The organism is Streptomyces sp. NPDC056987, from assembly GCF_042673865.1.
Taxonomy (GTDB): domain Bacteria; phylum Actinomycetota; class Actinomycetes; order Streptomycetales; family Streptomycetaceae; genus Streptomyces.
Genome location: NZ_JBHURV010000007.1, coordinates 95,977 through 113,178 on the forward strand (window position 1 = coordinate 95,977; position 17,202 = coordinate 113,178).

Annotated in this window: 18 protein-coding genes; 12 read left to right on the forward strand and 6 right to left on the reverse strand. The window is 73.0% G+C overall.

What is annotated here, in order from left to right; genetic code table 11:
* Positions 1 to 61 precede the first annotated feature (61 nt).
* Positions 62 to 1,027 carry a helix-turn-helix transcriptional regulator gene (locus ACFTZC_RS10795; RefSeq protein WP_382888452.1) on the forward strand — a complete coding sequence of 322 codons (966 nt, stop codon included), beginning with the start codon at positions 62 to 64 and terminating at the stop codon, positions 1,025 to 1,027.
* Positions 1,028 to 1,237: 210 nt separating this feature from the next.
* Complete coding sequence (locus ACFTZC_RS10800) at positions 1,238 to 1,759, forward strand: DUF4240 domain-containing protein (RefSeq protein WP_382888610.1); 522 nt, start codon at positions 1,238 to 1,240, stop codon at positions 1,757 to 1,759.
* 38 nt (positions 1,760 to 1,797) lie between these two features.
* Here the strand turns inward: ACFTZC_RS10800 and ACFTZC_RS10805 are convergent, their stop codons facing one another.
* Positions 1,798 to 2,352, reverse strand: coding sequence for a GNAT family N-acetyltransferase (locus tag ACFTZC_RS10805; RefSeq protein WP_382888453.1), 555 nt, complete (start codon positions 2,350 to 2,352; stop codon positions 1,798 to 1,800).
* A gap of 43 nt (positions 2,353 to 2,395) precedes the next feature.
* Between ACFTZC_RS10805 and ACFTZC_RS10810 the strand changes: the two genes are divergently transcribed.
* Positions 2,396 to 3,283 (forward strand): TIGR01777 family oxidoreductase, encoded by an 888-nt coding sequence (locus ACFTZC_RS10810; protein WP_382888454.1) that lies wholly within the window; start codon positions 2,396 to 2,398, stop codon positions 3,281 to 3,283.
* 456 nt (positions 3,284 to 3,739) lie between these two features.
* On the forward strand, positions 3,740 to 5,062 hold the full coding sequence (locus ACFTZC_RS10815; RefSeq protein WP_382888455.1) for an NAD(P)/FAD-dependent oxidoreductase: 1,323 nt from the start codon (positions 3,740 to 3,742) through the stop codon (positions 5,060 to 5,062).
* 92 nt (positions 5,063 to 5,154) lie between these two features.
* Here ACFTZC_RS10815 and ACFTZC_RS10820 read toward each other — a convergent pair whose 3' ends face one another.
* Positions 5,155 to 6,849: a regulator gene (locus ACFTZC_RS10820; protein ID WP_382888456.1), complete on the reverse strand. Its 1,695-nt coding sequence runs from the start codon at positions 6,847 to 6,849 to the stop codon at positions 5,155 to 5,157.
* Positions 6,850 to 7,150: 301 nt separating this feature from the next.
* Between ACFTZC_RS10820 and lipB the strand changes: the two genes are divergently transcribed.
* The 4 genes from lipB (at position 7,151) to ACFTZC_RS10840 (ending at position 10,488) form a co-directional block, all read left to right on the forward strand.
* Positions 7,151 to 8,038 carry a lipoyl(octanoyl) transferase LipB gene (lipB, locus tag ACFTZC_RS10825; RefSeq protein WP_382888457.1) on the forward strand — a complete coding sequence of 296 codons (888 nt, stop codon included), beginning with the start codon at positions 7,151 to 7,153 and terminating at the stop codon, positions 8,036 to 8,038.
* 207 nt (positions 8,039 to 8,245) lie between these two features.
* Positions 8,246 to 9,211, forward strand: a complete 966-nt coding sequence (lipA, locus tag ACFTZC_RS10830) for a lipoyl synthase (protein WP_382888458.1) — start codon at positions 8,246 to 8,248, stop codon at positions 9,209 to 9,211.
* A gap of 388 nt (positions 9,212 to 9,599) precedes the next feature.
* Positions 9,600 to 9,779: a hypothetical protein gene (locus ACFTZC_RS10835; RefSeq protein WP_382888611.1), complete on the forward strand. Its 180-nt coding sequence runs from the start codon at positions 9,600 to 9,602 to the stop codon at positions 9,777 to 9,779.
* Positions 9,780 to 9,789: 10 nt separating this feature from the next.
* Complete coding sequence (locus ACFTZC_RS10840; protein WP_382888459.1) at positions 9,790 to 10,488, forward strand: DUF4191 domain-containing protein; 699 nt, start codon at positions 9,790 to 9,792, stop codon at positions 10,486 to 10,488.
* Between the two features lie 171 nt (positions 10,489 to 10,659).
* Here the strand turns inward: ACFTZC_RS10840 and ACFTZC_RS10845 are convergent, their stop codons facing one another.
* Complete coding sequence (locus ACFTZC_RS10845) at positions 10,660 to 11,127, reverse strand: RDD family protein (RefSeq protein WP_382888460.1); 468 nt, start codon at positions 11,125 to 11,127, stop codon at positions 10,660 to 10,662.
* A 242-nt stretch (positions 11,128 to 11,369) separates the two neighbouring features.
* On the opposite strand from ACFTZC_RS10845, the gene glnA reads away from it, so the two are divergent.
* Together glnA and ACFTZC_RS10855 are read left to right on the forward strand one after the other, a co-directional pair.
* A complete protein-coding gene (glnA, locus tag ACFTZC_RS10850) occupies positions 11,370 to 12,779 on the forward strand; it encodes a type I glutamate--ammonia ligase (RefSeq protein WP_382888461.1) in 1,410 nt (469 codons plus the stop codon).
* 148 nt (positions 12,780 to 12,927) lie between these two features.
* Positions 12,928 to 13,533, forward strand: a complete 606-nt coding sequence (locus tag ACFTZC_RS10855; protein ID WP_382888462.1) for a GPP34 family phosphoprotein — start codon at positions 12,928 to 12,930, stop codon at positions 13,531 to 13,533.
* 13 nt (positions 13,534 to 13,546) lie between these two features.
* Here ACFTZC_RS10855 and crcB (ACFTZC_RS10860) read toward each other — a convergent pair whose 3' ends face one another.
* From crcB (ACFTZC_RS10860) to crcB (ACFTZC_RS10870), 3 genes are read right to left on the reverse strand one after another with little or no spacing between them, the layout of a single operon-like run.
* On the reverse strand, positions 13,547 to 13,921 hold the full coding sequence (gene crcB, locus ACFTZC_RS10860) for a fluoride efflux transporter CrcB (protein WP_382888463.1): 375 nt from the start codon (positions 13,919 to 13,921) through the stop codon (positions 13,547 to 13,549).
* Positions 13,918 to 14,265, reverse strand: coding sequence for a DUF190 domain-containing protein (locus ACFTZC_RS10865; protein WP_382888464.1), 348 nt, complete (start codon positions 14,263 to 14,265; stop codon positions 13,918 to 13,920). Before ACFTZC_RS10865 ends, crcB (ACFTZC_RS10860) begins: the two co-directional genes overlap by 4 nt.
* A complete protein-coding gene (gene crcB / locus ACFTZC_RS10870; protein WP_382888465.1) occupies positions 14,262 to 14,651 on the reverse strand; it encodes a fluoride efflux transporter CrcB in 390 nt (129 codons plus the stop codon). Before crcB (ACFTZC_RS10870) ends, ACFTZC_RS10865 begins: the two co-directional genes overlap by 4 nt.
* A 216-nt stretch (positions 14,652 to 14,867) precedes the next feature.
* On the opposite strand from crcB (ACFTZC_RS10870), the gene ACFTZC_RS10875 reads away from it, so the two are divergent.
* On the forward strand, positions 14,868 to 16,664 hold the full coding sequence (locus ACFTZC_RS10875; RefSeq protein ID WP_382888466.1) for an SMI1/KNR4 family protein: 1,797 nt from the start codon (positions 14,868 to 14,870) through the stop codon (positions 16,662 to 16,664).
* Positions 16,661 to 17,200 carry a GNAT family N-acetyltransferase gene (locus ACFTZC_RS10880; protein ID WP_382888467.1) on the forward strand — a complete coding sequence of 180 codons (540 nt, stop codon included), beginning with the start codon at positions 16,661 to 16,663 and terminating at the stop codon, positions 17,198 to 17,200. The genes ACFTZC_RS10875 and ACFTZC_RS10880 overlap by 4 nt, the downstream gene beginning before the upstream one ends.
* The last annotated feature ends 2 nt before the right edge of the window (positions 17,201 to 17,202 follow it).

The following is a 17,202-nucleotide window of genomic DNA, read 5'->3' on the forward strand; positions in this document are numbered from 1 at the left end:
CCTATAGCAGGCCGGGGAGCCCCTGTCACTCGGTGGCGGGGGCTCCCTGCATGATGGACGTATGCGTGCTGCCCGCCTGATCAAAATGGTCCTTCTCCTCCAGTCCAGACCCTCGATGACGGCCGGCGAACTGGCCCGTGAGCTGGAGGTGTCCGAACGCACGATCACCCGGGACGCCCAGGCCCTCTCCGAGGCCGGCGTCCCGGTGTACGCCAACCGGGGCCGGTCCGGGGGGTACCGGCTGATCGGCGGTTACCGCACCCGGCTGACCGGCCTGGCGCGCGGCGAGGCGGAGGCGCTGTTCCTCTCCGGGGTGCCGGGGGCGCTGCGCGAGATGGGGCTCGACGACATCTCGTCGGCCGCCCGGCTGAAGGTCTCGGCGGCGCTGCTGCCGTCGCTGCGGGACGCCCCGGCCGCGGCGGCGCAGCGCTTCCACCTCGACGCGCCCGGCTGGTACCAGGAGCCGGGGACCCCGGAGCTGCTGCCCGCGGTCGCGGAGGCGGTGTGGGGCGACCGGCTGGTGGCGGCGCGCTACCTGCGCAAGGACGTGGAGGTGGAGCGGGAGCTGGCGCCGTACGGTCTCGTGCTGAAGGCGGGCGTCTGGTACCTGTGCGCGGCCACGGAGGGCACGTTCCGGGTCTACCGGATCGAGCGGTTCACCGCGGTCGAACCGTTGCAGGAACGTTTCTCTCGTGAGGAGACCTTCGATCTGCCGGCGTTCTGGGAGGAGCGCGCGGCGGAGTTCGCGCGCTCCCTGCTGCACACGGAGATCGAGGTGCGCCTCTCGCCCGAGGGCGCCCGCAGACTGCCGTACGTGGCGGACCGGGTGGCAGCCACGGAGGCGGTCGAAGCGGCGGCCCCGGCGGACGCGAAGGGCCGGATCACGGTGACGCTGCCGGTGGAGTCGGAGGAGGTGGCGTACACCCAGCTGCTGACGCTGGGCCCGGACGCGGAGGTGCTGGCGCCGGACACGCTGCGGCGCCGGTTCGCGGAGGCGGCGGCGCGGATGCGGGACCTGTACCGGTAGCAGAGGGGTACAGGGGCCGACAGGGGGCGCGGGGGCCGGGCAGGAGGTGCGGGGGCCGGGCAGGAGGTGCGGGGGCCGGGCAGGGGGTGCGGGGGCCGGGCAGGGGGTGCGGGGCGTGGCAGGGGGTGCGGGGCGTGGCAGGTCACAGAAGTCCTGCGACTCGCGGCTCCGCGTGCGCCGCTCCTCCGCAGGCACGATGCTTGACCCGTGATGGACGAGACGGAGTTCTGGGAGATCGTCGACAGCACCCGCGAGGCCGCCGACGGCGACCCCGAGGACCATGCCGACCTGCTGGTCGAACGGCTCCTCCAGCTCGATCCCGACTCCGTACTGGACTTCGCGCGGCACTTCGAGTCGCGCTACAACCGCGCCTACCACTGGGATCTCTGGGGCGCGGCGGCCGTCCTGCTCGGCGGCGCGAGTGACGACGCCTTCGACTACTTCCGCTGCTGGCTGATCGGGCAGGGCCGGGAGGTCTTCGAGGGCGCGCTGCACGACCCGGACAGCCTGGCCGGGCTGCTGGACGAGTTCGACGAGACCGTCGACGGGGACGGCGAGGAGCTGGGGTACGCGGCGGACGAGGCGTACGAACAGCTCACGGGCGTGGTGGCGCCCGCCCTGGGGATCGCGGCGCAGCGCCCGGAGCCGGAGGGCACCCCGCTGGACTTCGAGGACGAGGCGGCGCTGGCGGAACGCTTCCCCAGGCTGACGGAGCGCTTCGGGGGCGAGTGAGCCCGGCCGCTTCCCGTTCGGGGGCGGCACCCGGCGGCTCACTCCAGCGGGAGCCCCATGAGGACGTCGTCGACGTACGCGCCGTCGAGGAGGAACTCCCCCGGCAGGATCCCCTCGACGCGGAAGCCCTCCGCCTCGTAGAGCGCCCGCGCCGGTGCGTTGTGCCCCAGGACGCGCAGGGTCAGCCGCCGCGCGCCCTGGTTGCGCGCGTGCAGCACGCCCGCGCGCAACAGGGCGCGCGCCACGCCCCGGCCGCGCGCCCACGGGTACACCGTGAGGCCCTGGATCTGCCGTACATGCGCGTTGCTGGCGAGGGGCGTGGGGCGGGCGACGCGGATGTACCCGGCGATACGGTCCGGACCGTACTCACCGCGTCCGCTCCCGGTCGCGTCACCGCCTCCGCGTCCGCTCCCGGCTCCGTCGGTCTCGGCGACCAGGAAGTCCTCCGGCCGGTGCTGGGCGTCGAAGAACGGTCCGTACGGCGGGCGCGGGCGCGGCGTAACGGCGTGCAGCGGTGACCAGGTCGCGCGGTCGAGCGCGCCGAGGGCGTCGTCGTCCGCGCGCTCGGCGGGACGTATCCGGGGTTCCACCATGGCGCAACTGTGTCACGTGATGTTCCGGAGGCAGGATGGGTGCATGAAAATCGCGGTCACCGGTTCGACCGGGCTCATCGGTACGGCACTTGTCAGCTCCCTGCGCGCGGACGGGCACGAGGTGACGCGGCTGGTACGGCACGCGGCCCGCGCGGCGGACGAGATCGAGTGGGACCCCGTGCGGCAGACGATCGACGCGGGGAAGCTGAACGGCTGCGAGGCGGTCGTCCACCTCGCGGGCGCGGGCGTCGGGGACCGGCGCTGGAGCGACGCCTACAAGCGGGAGATCCGGGACAGCCGGATCCTCGGCACGGCCACCCTCGCGGAGGCCCTCACCACGCTCGACTCGCCGCCCCGGGTGCTGGTCTCCGGCTCCGCCATCGGGTTCTACGGCTACACCGGGGACCGGAAGGTGGACGAGAGCACCCCTCCGGGGGACGGCTTCCTGCCGTCGCTCTGCGTGGAGTGGGAGGAGGCCGCGCTGCCGGCGGAGGAGGCGGGCATCCGTACGGTCTTCCCGCGCACCGGTCTGGTGGTCGCGCGCAAGGGCGGCGCGTGGGGGCGGCTCTTCCCGCTCTTCCGCGCGGGGCTCGGCGGCCGGCTCGGTTCGGGCGACCAGTACTGGAGCTTCATCTCGCTGCACGACGAGGTGGCGGCGCTGCGGCATCTCGTCGACACGGACGGTCTGGAGGGCCCGGTCAACCTGACGGCCCCGGAGCCCGTCACCAACCGCGAGGTGACGGCGGCGATGGGCCGCGTCCTGCACCGCCCGACCCCGTTCCCGGTCCCCGCGGCGGCGTTGCGGCTGGTGGTGGGCGACCTGGCGGACGACATCGTGGGCAGTCAGCGCGTGGTGCCGTCGCGGCTGCTGGAGTCGGGCTTCACGTTCGCGTTCCCGACCATCGACGAGGCGGTACGGGCGGCGGTGTAGCGGGCGGGACAGGAGGCGCCCGGCGGGGCGACCGCGCGGGGGCGGGACAGGGCGGCGTCACGGGGCGGTGCGGGGCCCGCGGGGCCGGTGCGGCGTCCCGGGGGCCGGCGCGCGGCGCTCCGGCCCGGGAGCGGGTCCGCCGTGCTCGTGGCCGGGCCCGGGAGCGCACACGGAACGGGCCGGAGCCCGGGCGGAGTCTCCCGCGCCGCTCGGCCGCGTCCGCCGTACGGGGCCGCGCACCCCCCATGCATCGGTGCCCCCGCCCGCGCGCGTCCGCCGGGCGCTCATCCGTCCCTACGCTCGTCCCGGAACTCGACGAGTGAGTCCGCGGTGGCGCCGCGGGCGGGACTGCGGGCTGGCTCGTCCGGGGCGTTCCGGGTGGTCCGGTGCGGGCATCGGATCCGGTGCCGGGCATCGGACCACCCACCCAGCCGCGCTGACCTCGGGGAGGGGCACGTGCTCAGCACCGCACTCAGCACCGCGCACCACGCAGACGTCGTCATCATCGGAGCCGGCCTCGCAGGTCTGTCCGCCGCGCACCACCTCACCAGCGCGGGCGTCACGGTCAGCGTCCTGGAGGCCGCCCCCCACATCGGCGGCCGGATGGCCACGGACCAGGTCGACGGCTTCCGGCTGGACCGCGGCGGACGGCTCCTCACCACCTCGTACCCGGATCTGCTCCGCACGCCGGGGCTCGAAGGCGCGGCCGTGCGGATGTTCTCGCCGGGCGTGCTCGTCCACAGCGAGGGCAGGAACTACCGCACCGGTGCGGTCGGGAGCGCGCGGAGCGCACTCACCGTCGCGCGCGCCCTGGCGAGCGCCCCCCGTCCGCCGCTGGGCGGCGCGGTCGACCAGGCGCGGCTCAGCGCCGCCCTGGGGCGCCTGGCGGCGACCCCGACGGCCCGGCTGCTGGGCCGCCCCGAGCGGACCGCGGGGGAGGCGCTCGCGGTGCGCGGGCTGCCCGCCCGTACCGTCAACGGCTTCATACGCCCGCTGCTCACCGCGCTGCTCTGCGACCCGGAACTCCGGACGTCGAGCCGGTGCGCCGATCTCGCGCTGCGGGCGTTCGCGCGGGGCCGGCTCTTCGTCCCCGCCGGCGGCTCCGCCACCCTGCCGGAACTGCTGGCGCGGACCCTGCCGGAGGGCACCGTCCGTACGGACGTCTGTGTCACGGACACGTCGATCAACTGCGTGAGCACCAAGGAGCACGGCGAGATCGCCTGCCGCTCGCTCGTCCTGGCGACGGGCGCGCGCGCCGCGGCCGAGCTGCTGCCCGGGCTGCGGGTGCCGGAGTTCCACCCCGTGACGGTGCTGCACCACACGGCGCCCGCGCCCCCGCTGACCGAGCCCGCGCTGCTGCTGGACGCCGACCGCGAGGGCCCCGTCACGCACACGGCGGTGATGAGCGCGGTGGACCCGTCGCGCGCGCCCCAGGGCCGCGTGCTGATCTCGTCGACGGTGCTCGGCACCCCGCCCCCGGCCGCGGAGCTGGACCGTACGGTCCGCGCGCACCTCGCCCGCCTGTACGGGACGCCGACCGACGACTGGGAGCTGCTGGCGGTCCATCACGACCCGGAGTCCGTACCCGCGATGGACCCGCCGCACGACCTGCGCCGGCCGGTGCGGCTGCTGTCGGGGCTGTACGTGTGCGGCGACCACCGCGACATGAACACCGTGCAGGGCGCGCTCTTCTCGGGCCGCCGCGCCGCCCACGCGATCCTGCGCGACCTGGGCGTACGCCCGGCGTACGAGACGGCGCCGATCGCCGCGGTGGCGTAGCGGCGTCCCGGGCGCACAGCTCCGGTCCCGTCCGGGTGTCGACCTCCCCCGGACGGGACCGGCTCACCACGCGGCCCACCACGCGGCGCTCCTCAGCCGATCGCGGCAACCCGGTCGCGGTAGTTCCGTACGGCCGTGGCGTCCCGGTACGGCTCCAGCCGCCGCTCGAAGTCGCGTACGTACTCCACCGCGCGCGCCGATCGCATCTCCGTGGCCTGCCGGGCGGCCTCCGCGCCGAGCACGCACGCCTGGTCCAGCTCGCCGAGGCCGAGGCGCCCGCAGGCGAGCACGACCCGGCAGAAGAGGCGGCTGCGGGCGTACTCGGGGGCGCGCAGCTGGAGCGAGCGCTCGGCGTGCTGGACGCAGACGCGGTGCTGCTGGAGATCGCGGTGGCAGTGGGCGAGTTCGTCCGCGAACTGCGCCTCGTCGAAGAAGCGCGCCCAGCGCGGCGTCTCGTCGCCGGGGCGCGCCGCGTCCAGGGCGCGTTCGGCCCGTACGAGCGAGGCGGAGCAGGCCCGCGCCTCGCCGAGCACGCCGTGCCCGCGCGCCTCGGCGGAGTGCAGCAGCGCCTGGACGACCGGGGGCGCGGACGCGCCGATGCCCTGCTGGGCGACGCGGGCGAGCTGGACGGCCTCGCGGCCGTGGCCGAGGTAGACGGCCTGCCGGCTCATCGTGACCAGGACGTACGAGCCGTACGCGCGGTCCCCGGCCGCCTGGGAGAGCCGCAGCGCCTGGACGAAGTAGCGCTGGGCGAGGCCGTGCGCGGCGATGTCGTACGAGGTCCAGCCGGCCAGCCGGGTCAGATCGGCCGCGGCGGCGAAGAGCCTGCGGCCGGTGGTCTCGCCGTACAGGCCCCGCAGCATCGGTTCGGCCTCGTGCTCCAGGTAGCGCACGAGGGCCTGGCGGGCGTGGCCGCCGCCGTAGGCGTGGTCGAGGGTGCGGAAGAGGTCGCCGACGGAGCGCAGGGCCTCGATGTCGCCGGTGGTGACGCGCTGGCCGACGGCGCGTTCGGTGCGCTGGCGCGGGAGGCCGGACAGGGCGGAGAGGGCCGACGGGGCGGCCGGGACGCCCTGGGTGTGCTGGGCCGCGAGGGCGCCCTGCGGCCCCTGCGCGGCGTGCCCCGGGACCTGGGGTCTCCCCTTGGCGAGCCCCTGGGCCTGGGCCTGGGCGGGCACCCGGGCGGCTCCCGGCCCCCGGCCGGGGCGCGGCGGGACGGGACCGGGGGTACGGCCGGAAGCGGCTCCGGCGGGTGCGGGGCCGGCCCCGGCCTGGCTGCCCTGGCCGCCCGGAGCGGTGGGGCCGGCGGGCGCGGCGGGACCGGCGGTGAGCCCCGGGTGGGCCACCCGTTCGTCGGCGCGCCCGATCAGCCAGTCGCGGCTGGGGACGACCAGGCCGGCGGGGGTGAACGCGATCTTGCGGAGTTCGTTGTGGCTGCCGGAGTCCTTGCGCCACAGTCCGCCGACGATGTCGACGGCTTCCTCGGGGGTCGAGGCGAATTCGAGGCCCGCGTAGACCGGGGCACAGGCGTCCAGCCCCAGATCCTGCGCGGAGAGCCGGCGTCCGAGCCGGCGGGTGAAGACCTCGGCGATCAGTGCGGGGGTGGTGCCGCGTGGCTGCTGCCCGCGCAGCCACCGGGTCACCGACGTTTTGTCGTACCGCAGATCGAGGCCGTGCTCAAGGCCCAGCTGATCCACCCGGCGGGCGAGACCCGCGTGGGAGAATCCGGCTTCGGCGATGAGGGCGGCGAGCTGGCGGTTGGGGGTGCGCTGCGGAGGTCGTTCCGACATGTGCTGTACGGTCTCCTGCCTTCCGGGCCAAGGGAGCAGCCCTTATGGAACGGCGCGAATGTAGTAGCCGTGACCGGTCTCACTGCCACGTTCGCCCCACATTCATCCGATCGTGTGAGGATCGATTGCGTCGCTGACGTGGGACAAGTCCATGAATCCGCGTCGGCGGCGGGCACCGGCTTCCGGACGGAGGGCCGGGCGCACCTGCCCGGCCCTCCGTCCGGAGGCCGCCGTACAGTGGCAAGGGCGCGCGATGCGTGCAGGACGAAAGTTTCTCGGCCGGTGGTAAGGAGGCTCTGCCGTGGGTGAGCTGCGGTACGTCCATCTCGGTTTCGGCGCGGAGGCGGTCGAGTACCAGGAGGCGTGGCAGGAGCAGCGCAGGGTCCACGCGGCCCGGTTCGCGGACGAGATCCCCGACACCTGTCTGCTGCTGGAGCATCCGCCGGTCTACACGGCCGGGCGGCGCACGGCGGACAGTGAGCGCCCGCTCGACGGCACCCCTGTCGTCGACGTGGACCGCGGCGGGAAGATCACCTGGCACGGTCCCGGGCAGCTCGTGGGGTACCCGATCCTGAAGCTGCCGCGTCCGGTGGACGTCGTCGCGCATGTCCGCCGCCTGGAGGACGCGCTGATCCGTACGGCCGCCGAGTTCGGCCTGGAGACCAGCCGGGTCGAGGGGCGCAGCGGCGTGTGGGTGCTGGGCGATCCGGTGCCGGAGCGCGCCCCGCTGGGCGGGCTCTCGCTGGACCTCGCGCCCGGAACGGCGCCGGGGGCGGACCCCCGGCTGACGGACGAGGAGTTCGACCCCCGGCTGAACGGGCCCGAGTATGCCCCGTCCAACGCGGGCCAGCGCCGGGAGGACCGCAAGCTCGCGGCGATCGGGATCCGGGTCGCCAAGGGCGTGACGATGCACGGCTTCTCGTTCAACGTGAACCCGGACAACACCTGGTTCGACCGGATCGTGCCGTGCGGGATCCGGGACGCGGGCGTGACGTCGCTCTCGTACGAACTGGGCCGGGAGATCACGGTCGCGGAGGTCGTCCCCGTGGTGGAGAGGCACCTGCGGGACATCCTGGAGGGGGCCGAGCCGACGCCGCGCCCGATCGGGCGCGAGCCGGTGGCAGAGCTCGTACGGGAGCCCGTACGGGAACCCGGACCGGCGGCCGCGGCACTGAAAGCGAGCGCGTAGGGGGCGCGCGGCGGACGCGGTGACAGGCCCCGCCCGTAGGCCCTCGGCCGTACGGGAAACCGCACCGGGGAACGCCCCCCGGAAACGCACCGGGGAATGCGCCTCTCCGCCCAGGGGTTGGCCAGACGTAAGACCACGCAAATAACGGGCGTAACCTGGTGTTCGCCGAAGAATCGAATGCCGCGCCAGCAGAGAGAGGTGCCGGACGTGTCCGCTGTCGCACCCGACGGACGCAAGATGCTGCGCCTGGAGGTCCGGAACAGCCAGACCCCCATCGAGCGCAAGCCCGAGTGGATCAAGACCCGGGCGAAAATGGGCCCCGAGTACCAGCAGTTGCAGAAGCTCGTGAAGAGCGAGGGCCTGCACACGGTCTGCCAGGAGGCCGGCTGTCCCAACATCTTCGAATGCTGGGAGGACCGCGAGGCCACCTTCCTCATCGGCGGCGAACAGTGCACGCGACGGTGCGACTTCTGCCTGATCGACACGGGCAAGCCCGAGCCGCTCGACCGCGACGAGCCGCGCCGCGTCGGTGAGTCCGTCGTCACCATGGACCTCAACTACGCCACCATCACCGGCGTCGCCCGCGACGACCTGGAGGACGGCGGGGCCTGGCTCTACGCGGAGACCGTTCGCCGGATCCACGCGCTGACCGCGGAGCGCGAGAGCGGCCACACCAAGGTCGAGCTGCTCATCCCGGACTTCAACGCGGTGCCGGAGCAGCTCGCCGAGGTCTTCTCGTCGCGGCCCGAGGTGCTCGCGCACAATGTCGAGACGGTGCCGCGGATCTTCAAGCGGATCCGCCCCGGCTTCCGTTACGAGCGCTCCCTCGACGTGATCACCCGCGCCCGCGAGGCGGGACTGATCACCAAGTCCAACCTGATCCTCGGCATGGGCGAGACCCGCGAGGAGATCAGCGAGGCCCTGCGCCAGCTCCACGACGCCGGATGCGAGCTGATCACCATCACGCAGTACCTGCGGCCGTCCGCGCGCCACCACCCCGTCGAGCGCTGGGTGAAGCCCGCCGAGTTCGTGGAGCTGAAGGACGAGGCCGACGCCATCGGCTACTCCGGCGTCATGTCCGGACCGCTGGTGCGTTCGTCGTACCGCGCGGGCCGGCTCTACCAGCAGGCGATCGAGCGGCGCGGCGCGGCGGCCGTCGCCCAGGCTGTATGACCCGCGGATTGTGTGAATCGGCGCACAAGTGACTACCAGCCGGTAGCGCCCGGCACGTCGCGGTCCGTACGCTCCTCGCAGGCCAAGGGGGCGTACGGACCGCACATTCGTTCGGGGTCCAACTTCTGCCCCCGCGCCAGGGTTTCATCCACGTTTGACCGTTCGGTCACGCCCTGGTAACACCAGTGAGTGACACTGAACGCACGCTCTGCGAACAGACGTCCCGCGCTCCGCTCATCCGTTCGCTTGTGCGTTCGCCCGCACGTCTGCCTTCACCGCTCCTGAGGGGACCGCCATCATGCAGGTCGCGCCGGTACGACCCACCACCGTCACGGAGGCGACGGCGGCGGACACACCCACCCGCCGCTCCGCGGCCCTCCCCGCCACCCTGCCGTCCGTCTCCACCGCGCTGCGCGCCGTGGAGTCCCTGTTCCTGAGCGCCGGCCAGCGCACGGCCCGCCGCAACGCCTGGACGGCCGTCCTGGAGGACCGCCGCAGGGCCAAGGACCGGGTCGAGGCGGAGCACGTACTGGAGGCCGTGTCTGCCGCCACTTCCCACGCCACGTAAACTTCTGGGCATGGCGAGGAAGGACAACGCAGACACTGCTGCGAACCAGGGGCGACTGAAGCAGATCGCTCTCACCTACAAGATGACCCGGCGGGCCGACTCGAAGGTCGGGCTTGTCGTCGGTGGTGTGGGAATCGTCACCTTCGGCGTCTTCCTCGCGATCGGCTTCCTGATCGATCACCCCATCTATCTGGGGATCCTGGGCTTCATCCTGGCGTTCCTCGCGATGGCGATCATCTTCGGGCGACGCGCGGAGCGGGCCGCCTTCGGCCAGATGGAAGGCCAGCCGGGCGCGGCGGCCGCGGTCCTGGAGAACGTCGGCCGTGGCTGGACCACGACCCCGGCGGTCGCCATGAACCGCAGCCAGGACGTCGTCCACCGCGCGGTGGGCAAGGCGGGCATCGTCCTGGTCGGCGAGGGCAACCCGAACCGGGTGAAGGGCCTGCTGGCCGCCGAGAAGAAGAAGATGGCGCGCATCGTGGTCGACGTACCGGTGCACGACATCATCGTCGGTGACGGCGAGGGCCAGGTGCCGCTGAAGAAGGTCCGTACGACCATGCTGAAGCTGCCCCGGGTGCTGGCCGGCCCGCAGGTGACGGCGGCCAACGACCGGCTGCGGGCGATGGGCGACCTGATGAGCAACATGCCGCTGCCGAAGGGGCCGATGCCGAAGGGCATGCGGATGCCGCGCGGCGGAAAGATGCGCTAGCCGCACACAACCGAGCGGCAACAGAAGAACCCGTAGAAGAAACCACAGAAGCCACAGAAGAGGGCGGCCCGGAGAACTCTCCGACCGCCCTCTCTTCATGCCCCGGCTCTCCGGATACGCGCCCGGCCTCTCCGTACGCCCGCTTCGGCCTCAGGCGCGTACCTGTCGGCCTCAGGCGCGTACCTGCACGGCCCGCGCGAGGCGGTCGTGCAGCCCGCGGCCGTCGCGGTCCCAGACCAGCGCGGGGATGGCGATGCAGAGCAGCACCGTACGGACGAGAACGCGCCAGAAGCCCAGGCGCCCGCCGCCCTCGGCGATGACACGGAGGCCGAAAAGTCGCTTGCCCGGCGTGAAGCCGACCGTGCCGACGGTGAGCACGCCGAGCACGAGGAGCACCCCGAGGGCCCAGTTGCCCGATGCCTGCCAGTCACCGTCGGCGAGGAGTCCGTATGCGATCAGCATGCAGAGCCCCCAGTCGACGAAGAGGGCGCCGAAGCGCCGCCCGAGCGGGGCGACGGAGCCGGGGCCGCGCTCCGGCAGACCGAGCCGTTCGCCCCGGTAGCCGAAGTCGACGCCCATGTTCTCGGCCGCGGCGCGGGGCCCCGAGAGCCACGATCCGATTACTTGCCTGTTGTCCACCCGTCCACGGTACTGCGGCGGTGCCGGCGCCCCCGGGACGGGGTTGGCGCCAGGGGCGCGGGGGTACGCGTGCGGAGCCGTCGTACCCCCGGCACACACCCTGGCTGGTTAACTTCGACGAAACAAATGGGTCATGCTGGAGAAATCCCGGAAACCTAAGGTCGGGTCCAGCGTGTGCCACCGCACTGGCCGCACGACCGATAACCCCCGCCCCTCCCCGGGACGGGAGGAGGAGGAGCTGGATGTTCCAGAACGCCGACGAGGCCAAGAAGTTCATCGCGGACGAGGACGTCAAGTTCGTCGACGTCCGCTTCTGCGACCTGCCTGGCGTGATGCAGCACTTCACGATCCCGGCGAAGGCGTTCGACCCGACCGAGGAGCTCGCGTTCGACGGCTCCTCGATCCGTGGTTTCCAGGCCATCCACGAGTCCGACATGGCGCTGCGCGCGGACCTGTCGACGGCTCGGGTGGACCCGTTCCGCCGTGACAAGACGCTGAACATCAACTTCTTCATCCACGACCCGATCACGGGCGAGCAGTACAGCCGCGACCCGCGCAACATCGCCAAGAAGGCCGAGGCGTACCTCGCCTCCACCGGCATCGCGGACACCGCGTACTTCGGCCCCGAGGCCGAGTTCTACGTCTTCGACAGCGTGCGGTTCAACACCACGGCGAACGAGGGCTTCTACCACATCGACTCCGAGGCGGGCGCCTGGAACACCGGTGCGGTCGAGGACAACCGGGGTTACAAGGTCCGCTACAAGGGCGGCTACTTCCCGGCCCCGCCGGTCGACCACTTCGCCGACCTGCGCGCCGAGATCTCCCTGGAGCTGGAGGCGTCCGGCCTCCAGGTCGAGCGCCAGCACCACGAGGTGGGCACCGCCGGCCAGGCCGAGATCAACTACAAGTTCAACACGCTGCTGGCCGCGGCCGACGACCTGATGCTCTTCAAGTACATCGTGAAGAACGTCGCCTGGCGCAACGGCAAGACCGCGACGTTCATGCCCAAGCCGATCTTCGGTGACAACGGCTCTGGCATGCACGTCCACCAGTCCCTGTGGCAGGGCGGCACGCCGCTCTTCTACGACGAGCAGGGTTACGCGGGCCTCTCGGACACCGCCCGCTACTACATCGGCGGCATCCTGAAGCACGCCCCGTCGCTGCTGGCCTTCACCAATCCGACGGTGAACTCGTACCACCGCCTGGTCCCCGGCTTCGAGGCCCCGGTCAACCTGGTCTACTCGCAGCGCAACCGCTCCGCCGCGATGCGCATCCCGATCACGGGCTCGAACCCGAAGGCCAAGCGCGTCGAGTTCCGCGCCCCTGACCCGTCCTCCAACCCGTACCTGGCCTTCTCCGCGCTCCTCCTCGCGGGCCTGGACGGCGTCAAGAACAAGATCGAGCCGGCCGAGCCGATCGACAAGGACCTCTACGAGCTCGCCCCCGAGGAGCACGCGGGCGTCCCCCAGGTCCCGACCTCCCTCCCGGCCGTCCTGGACGCGCTGGAGGCGGACAACGAGTACCTCCAGGCGGGCGGCGTCTTCACGTCGGACCTGATCGAGACGTGGATCGACTACAAGCGCACGAAGGAAATCGCGCCGATCCAGCTCCGTCCGCACCCGCACGAGTTCGAGCTGTACTTCGACATCTAGGCCCGACATCTAGGCCGAAGCCTCCCCGGCAGCCCCTTCGAACAGGCGAAACCGCCGTTCGGAGGGGCTGTTTCCGGTCTGCCGGGGCTGCGCGGGGGAGACTGGAGTCGGCCAGGACCGCCACAGTGCCTCTGACACGGAGCCGCTCATGACCACACCGCGTGACCTGCTGATCGTTTCCATGGACGTGGCGGCCGGCCGCCCCGTGGAACGGGGTGACCTGTCGCTCGTGCTCGCCGGGGCCGAGGTGATCGACCTCTCGGGCGCCCAGGCGCTGACGCTGGAAGGCGACCGCATCGTGCCCGGCGGCCGGTCGACGCTGCCGGACCGCCTGCTGGACGAGGCCGCGTCGGCGCTGGTGAGGGACGCGCCGTACGAGACCGTCGAGGACTGGCTGTGGCGGCGGGGCCAGGGGCTGTCCGATGTCTACGTCGCCGCTCTGGAGGCGGAGGGCGGGCTCACCCGGGAACGCCACCGCTGGCTTCCCGTTCGTACGGGCCGGACGGCCCTGGCCGACTCCCCCGCGCGCCGCCACGCGGCCGCCCGCTGGGCGTCGGGTGAGCCGGTTCTCGCGGCGCTCGCCGCCGCGCTCGGGATCGGGGAAGGGCAGGGGGAGGACGCGCCGGAGATCGGGGACGACTCGGTGGTGACCGTGCTCGCCGCCGTCAACGACGCGGTGATGGAACTGGAGGCCGTACGGCAGCGGCGGTCCATCGAGGAAGCCGCGTACGACAACATCTGGCGCGGTCAGTGACGGCGCGCCGCCCCTAGGGCCATAGGGCTCCTGCGAGTGCGACGCCCAGGTAGACCGCGCCCAGGCCGGTCACCACCGAGGCGAGCACGTTGGCCGCGGCGTAGAGGCGGGCGCCGTCCTCGGCGAGGCGGAGGGTTTCGTAGCTGAAGGTGGAGTACGTCGTGAGCGCGCCGCAGAAGCCCGTACCGAGGAGGAGTTGTACGGAGGAGGAGGCCGCGCCCGCGGTGATCGCGCCGGTCACCAGTCCGAGGACGAGGCAGCCGGTCACGTTGACGGTGAAGGTGCCCCAGGGGAAGAGCGAGTCGTGCCGCCGCTGGACGGAGCGGTCGGTCAGATAGCGGAGCGGGGCTCCGACGGCGGCGCCCAGGGCCACCAGGAACCAGTTCACCGGGGTGCCTCCCGGCCCCCGTGGCGGACGACCTCGCAGCGGTCCAGCGTCACCAGGCCCTCGCCGGCCACTTCGTCGAGCTGGGGGAGGAAGGCTCTGATCCGTTCCTCGGTGTCGACGATCACGACCGCCACGGGCAGGTCCTCGCTGAGGGAGAGCAGCCGCTGCGTATGGATCATCGAGGAGGCGCCGAAGCCCTCGACGCCGCGGAAGACGCTGGCGCCCGCCAGCCCCGCCTTGTGGGCGCGGTGGACGATCTCCGTGTAGACCGGCCTGTGGTGCCACAGGTCGGTCTCGCCGACGAAGACCGTCAGGCGCAGTGCCATACCCGTCGGTCCGGTCATGCCTGCCTCCATGCCAGTACGCGGCGGGTCGCCCACACCGCACTCCACACCGCCGCGAACGCGGCGAGCAGGGTCAGTCCCAGATAGGCCGTGCCGATGCCCGCCCGGCCGTGCGTGACCAGGCGCTGGATGTCCACGGCGTACGTCGAGAAGGTGGTGAACCCGCCGAGGACGCCCGTGCCGAAGAAGGGCCGTACCAGGGGGTGCGCCGTCCACAGGTCGGTGATCACCACCATGAACACACCGATCACCGCACATCCGACCGCGTTCACGGTGAGCGTCGTCCAAGGGAAGGCGTCGGGGGCGGTGGGCCACAGGAGCCCGGCCCCGTAACGGACCGACGCTCCGATCACGCCGCCCAGCGCCACCACCGCGATCTCGGGCATCACGCGGAACACTCTCCTACTCGCCGGGCGCCCGCGCCGGGGCGCGCTCCATCGCAAGTAGGGACCGTTGGCGGTGGTCGCACCGCGGTTCCGGTACGGCGAGCCCCACCGCCGCTTTCGTACTCCCGATCAGGTTAGCCGCAGACGGCCGGCCCCGGCCAGCCGGGCGAGGACGGGGCGGGGGGACTGTCAGTGGGCGCTGGCACCATGAACGGCATGAAGACCTACAACTGGCGTCCCTTCCTTGAGCGGTGGAGTGCGGACTGGGCCGGCTCCCCCGGTGCGCGGGCGGACTCGGATCCGGGCCCGGACGCGTCGGGCGAGTGGTGGCTCGGGTTCGCGGGCGCCGGTCCCGAGCGGATCGGCGCGCTGGAGGAGCGGCTCGGTCCTGATGTGGTGCTGCCGCCGACCTTCCGGTCGTTCCTGGCCGTCACGGACGGCTGGCGCCCCGCCGGGACGGGCCTCCGGCTGCTGGGGACGGCGGAGGGGACGCGGTGGTACGGGGATCCGCAGGAGCGGGGCGGTCTGCGGGGCCCGGACGGTCCGTGGGGCCGGGCGCTGCAACTGCGTGTGGAGTCGGATGTGGCGGTGGATGGGGCGGCGGGCCCGGCCGAGGTTCTGCTCGATCCCGGGGACGTGAACGCGGACGGGGAGTGGGCCGCCTACCTCCACCGGCCCGGTTCGTCCGACGCCCCGGACCGGTACGAATCTTTCATGGAGCTGATGCAGGCCCTGTTCCGGAGCTTCCACCGGGCGTACTGGAACACACCGGGGTTCGAGAACGACACGACGCGCGAACTGGACGCCGAGGTCGAGGAGGCGCGGCTGGCCTGTCTGCGCGGTGCGGCGGCCGACGCCTCCCTGAAGGTCTTCACGGAGGCGGAGGAGTGCGGCAGGCCCCGTGCCCGCGGGCTGCGCGTCGAGGTGGAGGCGCTGCTGAACGGCGGTGGGACGCGGGACCGCGGGACCTCGGGGAGTACGTTCCGGTACGAGGCCCCCGGGCCGTTCGGCGCCGCGGTGGACGCGGCGCGGGAGCAGGCGCGCTGGGGGGACACCGAGGCGGCGTGGGACACCCTCGCCGCGGCCGCGGCCCTCTGGGAGCCGTACGGGGACGAGCACCTCGGCCCGGTCGGGCTGCTCGCCGATCCGCTGCTCGGGCCCGTGCTCACCCCGGAGCGCGGCCGGTATCTGCTGGAGACGCCCCGGGGCGCGGAGGGGCGGGAGACGGGCGTGGGTGCGGGTGCCGGTGGCGGTGGCGGATCCGGTGCCGGTGGCGGGGTCGAAGAGGGCAAGGGGGCGTCGTGGGACGACGGGCTCGCCTGGCTCGCCGACGAGCCCTCCCCGGCGGCCGACCGGGAGGGCGGCTACCGCTTCGTCTTCGTACGGGGCGTCCCGCCGGAGGAGTTGGCCGGCCGGATAGGGCAGGGGCCGCTGCTGGCGCCGGCCGGTGAGGACGAGATGACCAGGGAGCGGCGGCCCGTCGCCCGGGTCGGCCGATGCGGGGACGGCTGGAGTTTCGCCTACGAGAGCCGCGCCCAGCTCTCCGAGGCGTTGCTGCCGGAGCGGCTGAACGGGCTCGGAGAATCGGCGTCCGCCGGCGCCGAGTCGGTCACGGTGTGGTGCGAGCGCGGCGATCGGCTCTCCGCGCCGCCGGGCGCGTTCCACTTCTCGTACGCCGAGGACGGGCAGCGCGTGTACGGGTTCACGGTGCGCGGCGAGGAGATCGAGCAGTGGGGGGAGCTGCCCGACTCGCTCGACCCGGAGGAGTTGTTCCCCGCGTACGAGGAGGGCCAGGGGGCGGGGGTGGAGCCCCTGGGGCTGGATCCGGATGACGAGTACGAGGCGCTCGCCGCGCTCTCGGACGAGTTCGGGATATCGCTGCCGGAGTTCGCGCTCCGGCATGGCCGGCTGCACACCGTCCGGATGCGGCCCTGGCTCCGGCCCCCAGGTGCGGGTTCCGACGCGGCGGAGCCGGCGGCGGGTGGCGATGACCTGGAGCGGGAGCCGTCGTGACCGCCGTTCCCCCGGTACGGACCGCCGTGATCGAGACGCCGCGGCTGACGCTGCTGCCGCTGTGTGTCGAGCACGCGGAGGAGATGGCGGGCGTGCTCGCCGACCCCGCGCTGCACGCGTTCATCGGCGGCCGACCGTCGACGGCGGAGGAACTCCGCCGTCGGTACACGAGGTTGGTCGCCGGCTCGCCCGATCCGGCCTTCTCCTGGTGCAACTGGGTGCTGACGGAGCGGGCGGGCCCGGGAGAGCTGTCCGGTACGGTCCAGGCGACCGTCACCCCGCACCGCACCCTCCGGGACGAGACGGTCGCCGAGCTGTCCTGGGTGGTGGGGACCGCGTGGCAGGGGCGCGGGTTCGCCACGGAGGCGGCGCGAGGGCTGGTGGGGTGGCTGACGAAGCAGGGCGTGGGGACGGTGATCGCCCATATCCATCCCGGCCATCGGGCGTCCGGCGCGGTCGCGGCGGCGGTCGGACTGAGCCCCACCGATGAGTGGCACGACGGCGAAGTTCGCTGGCGGCGGCGCCTCGGAGCATGAGG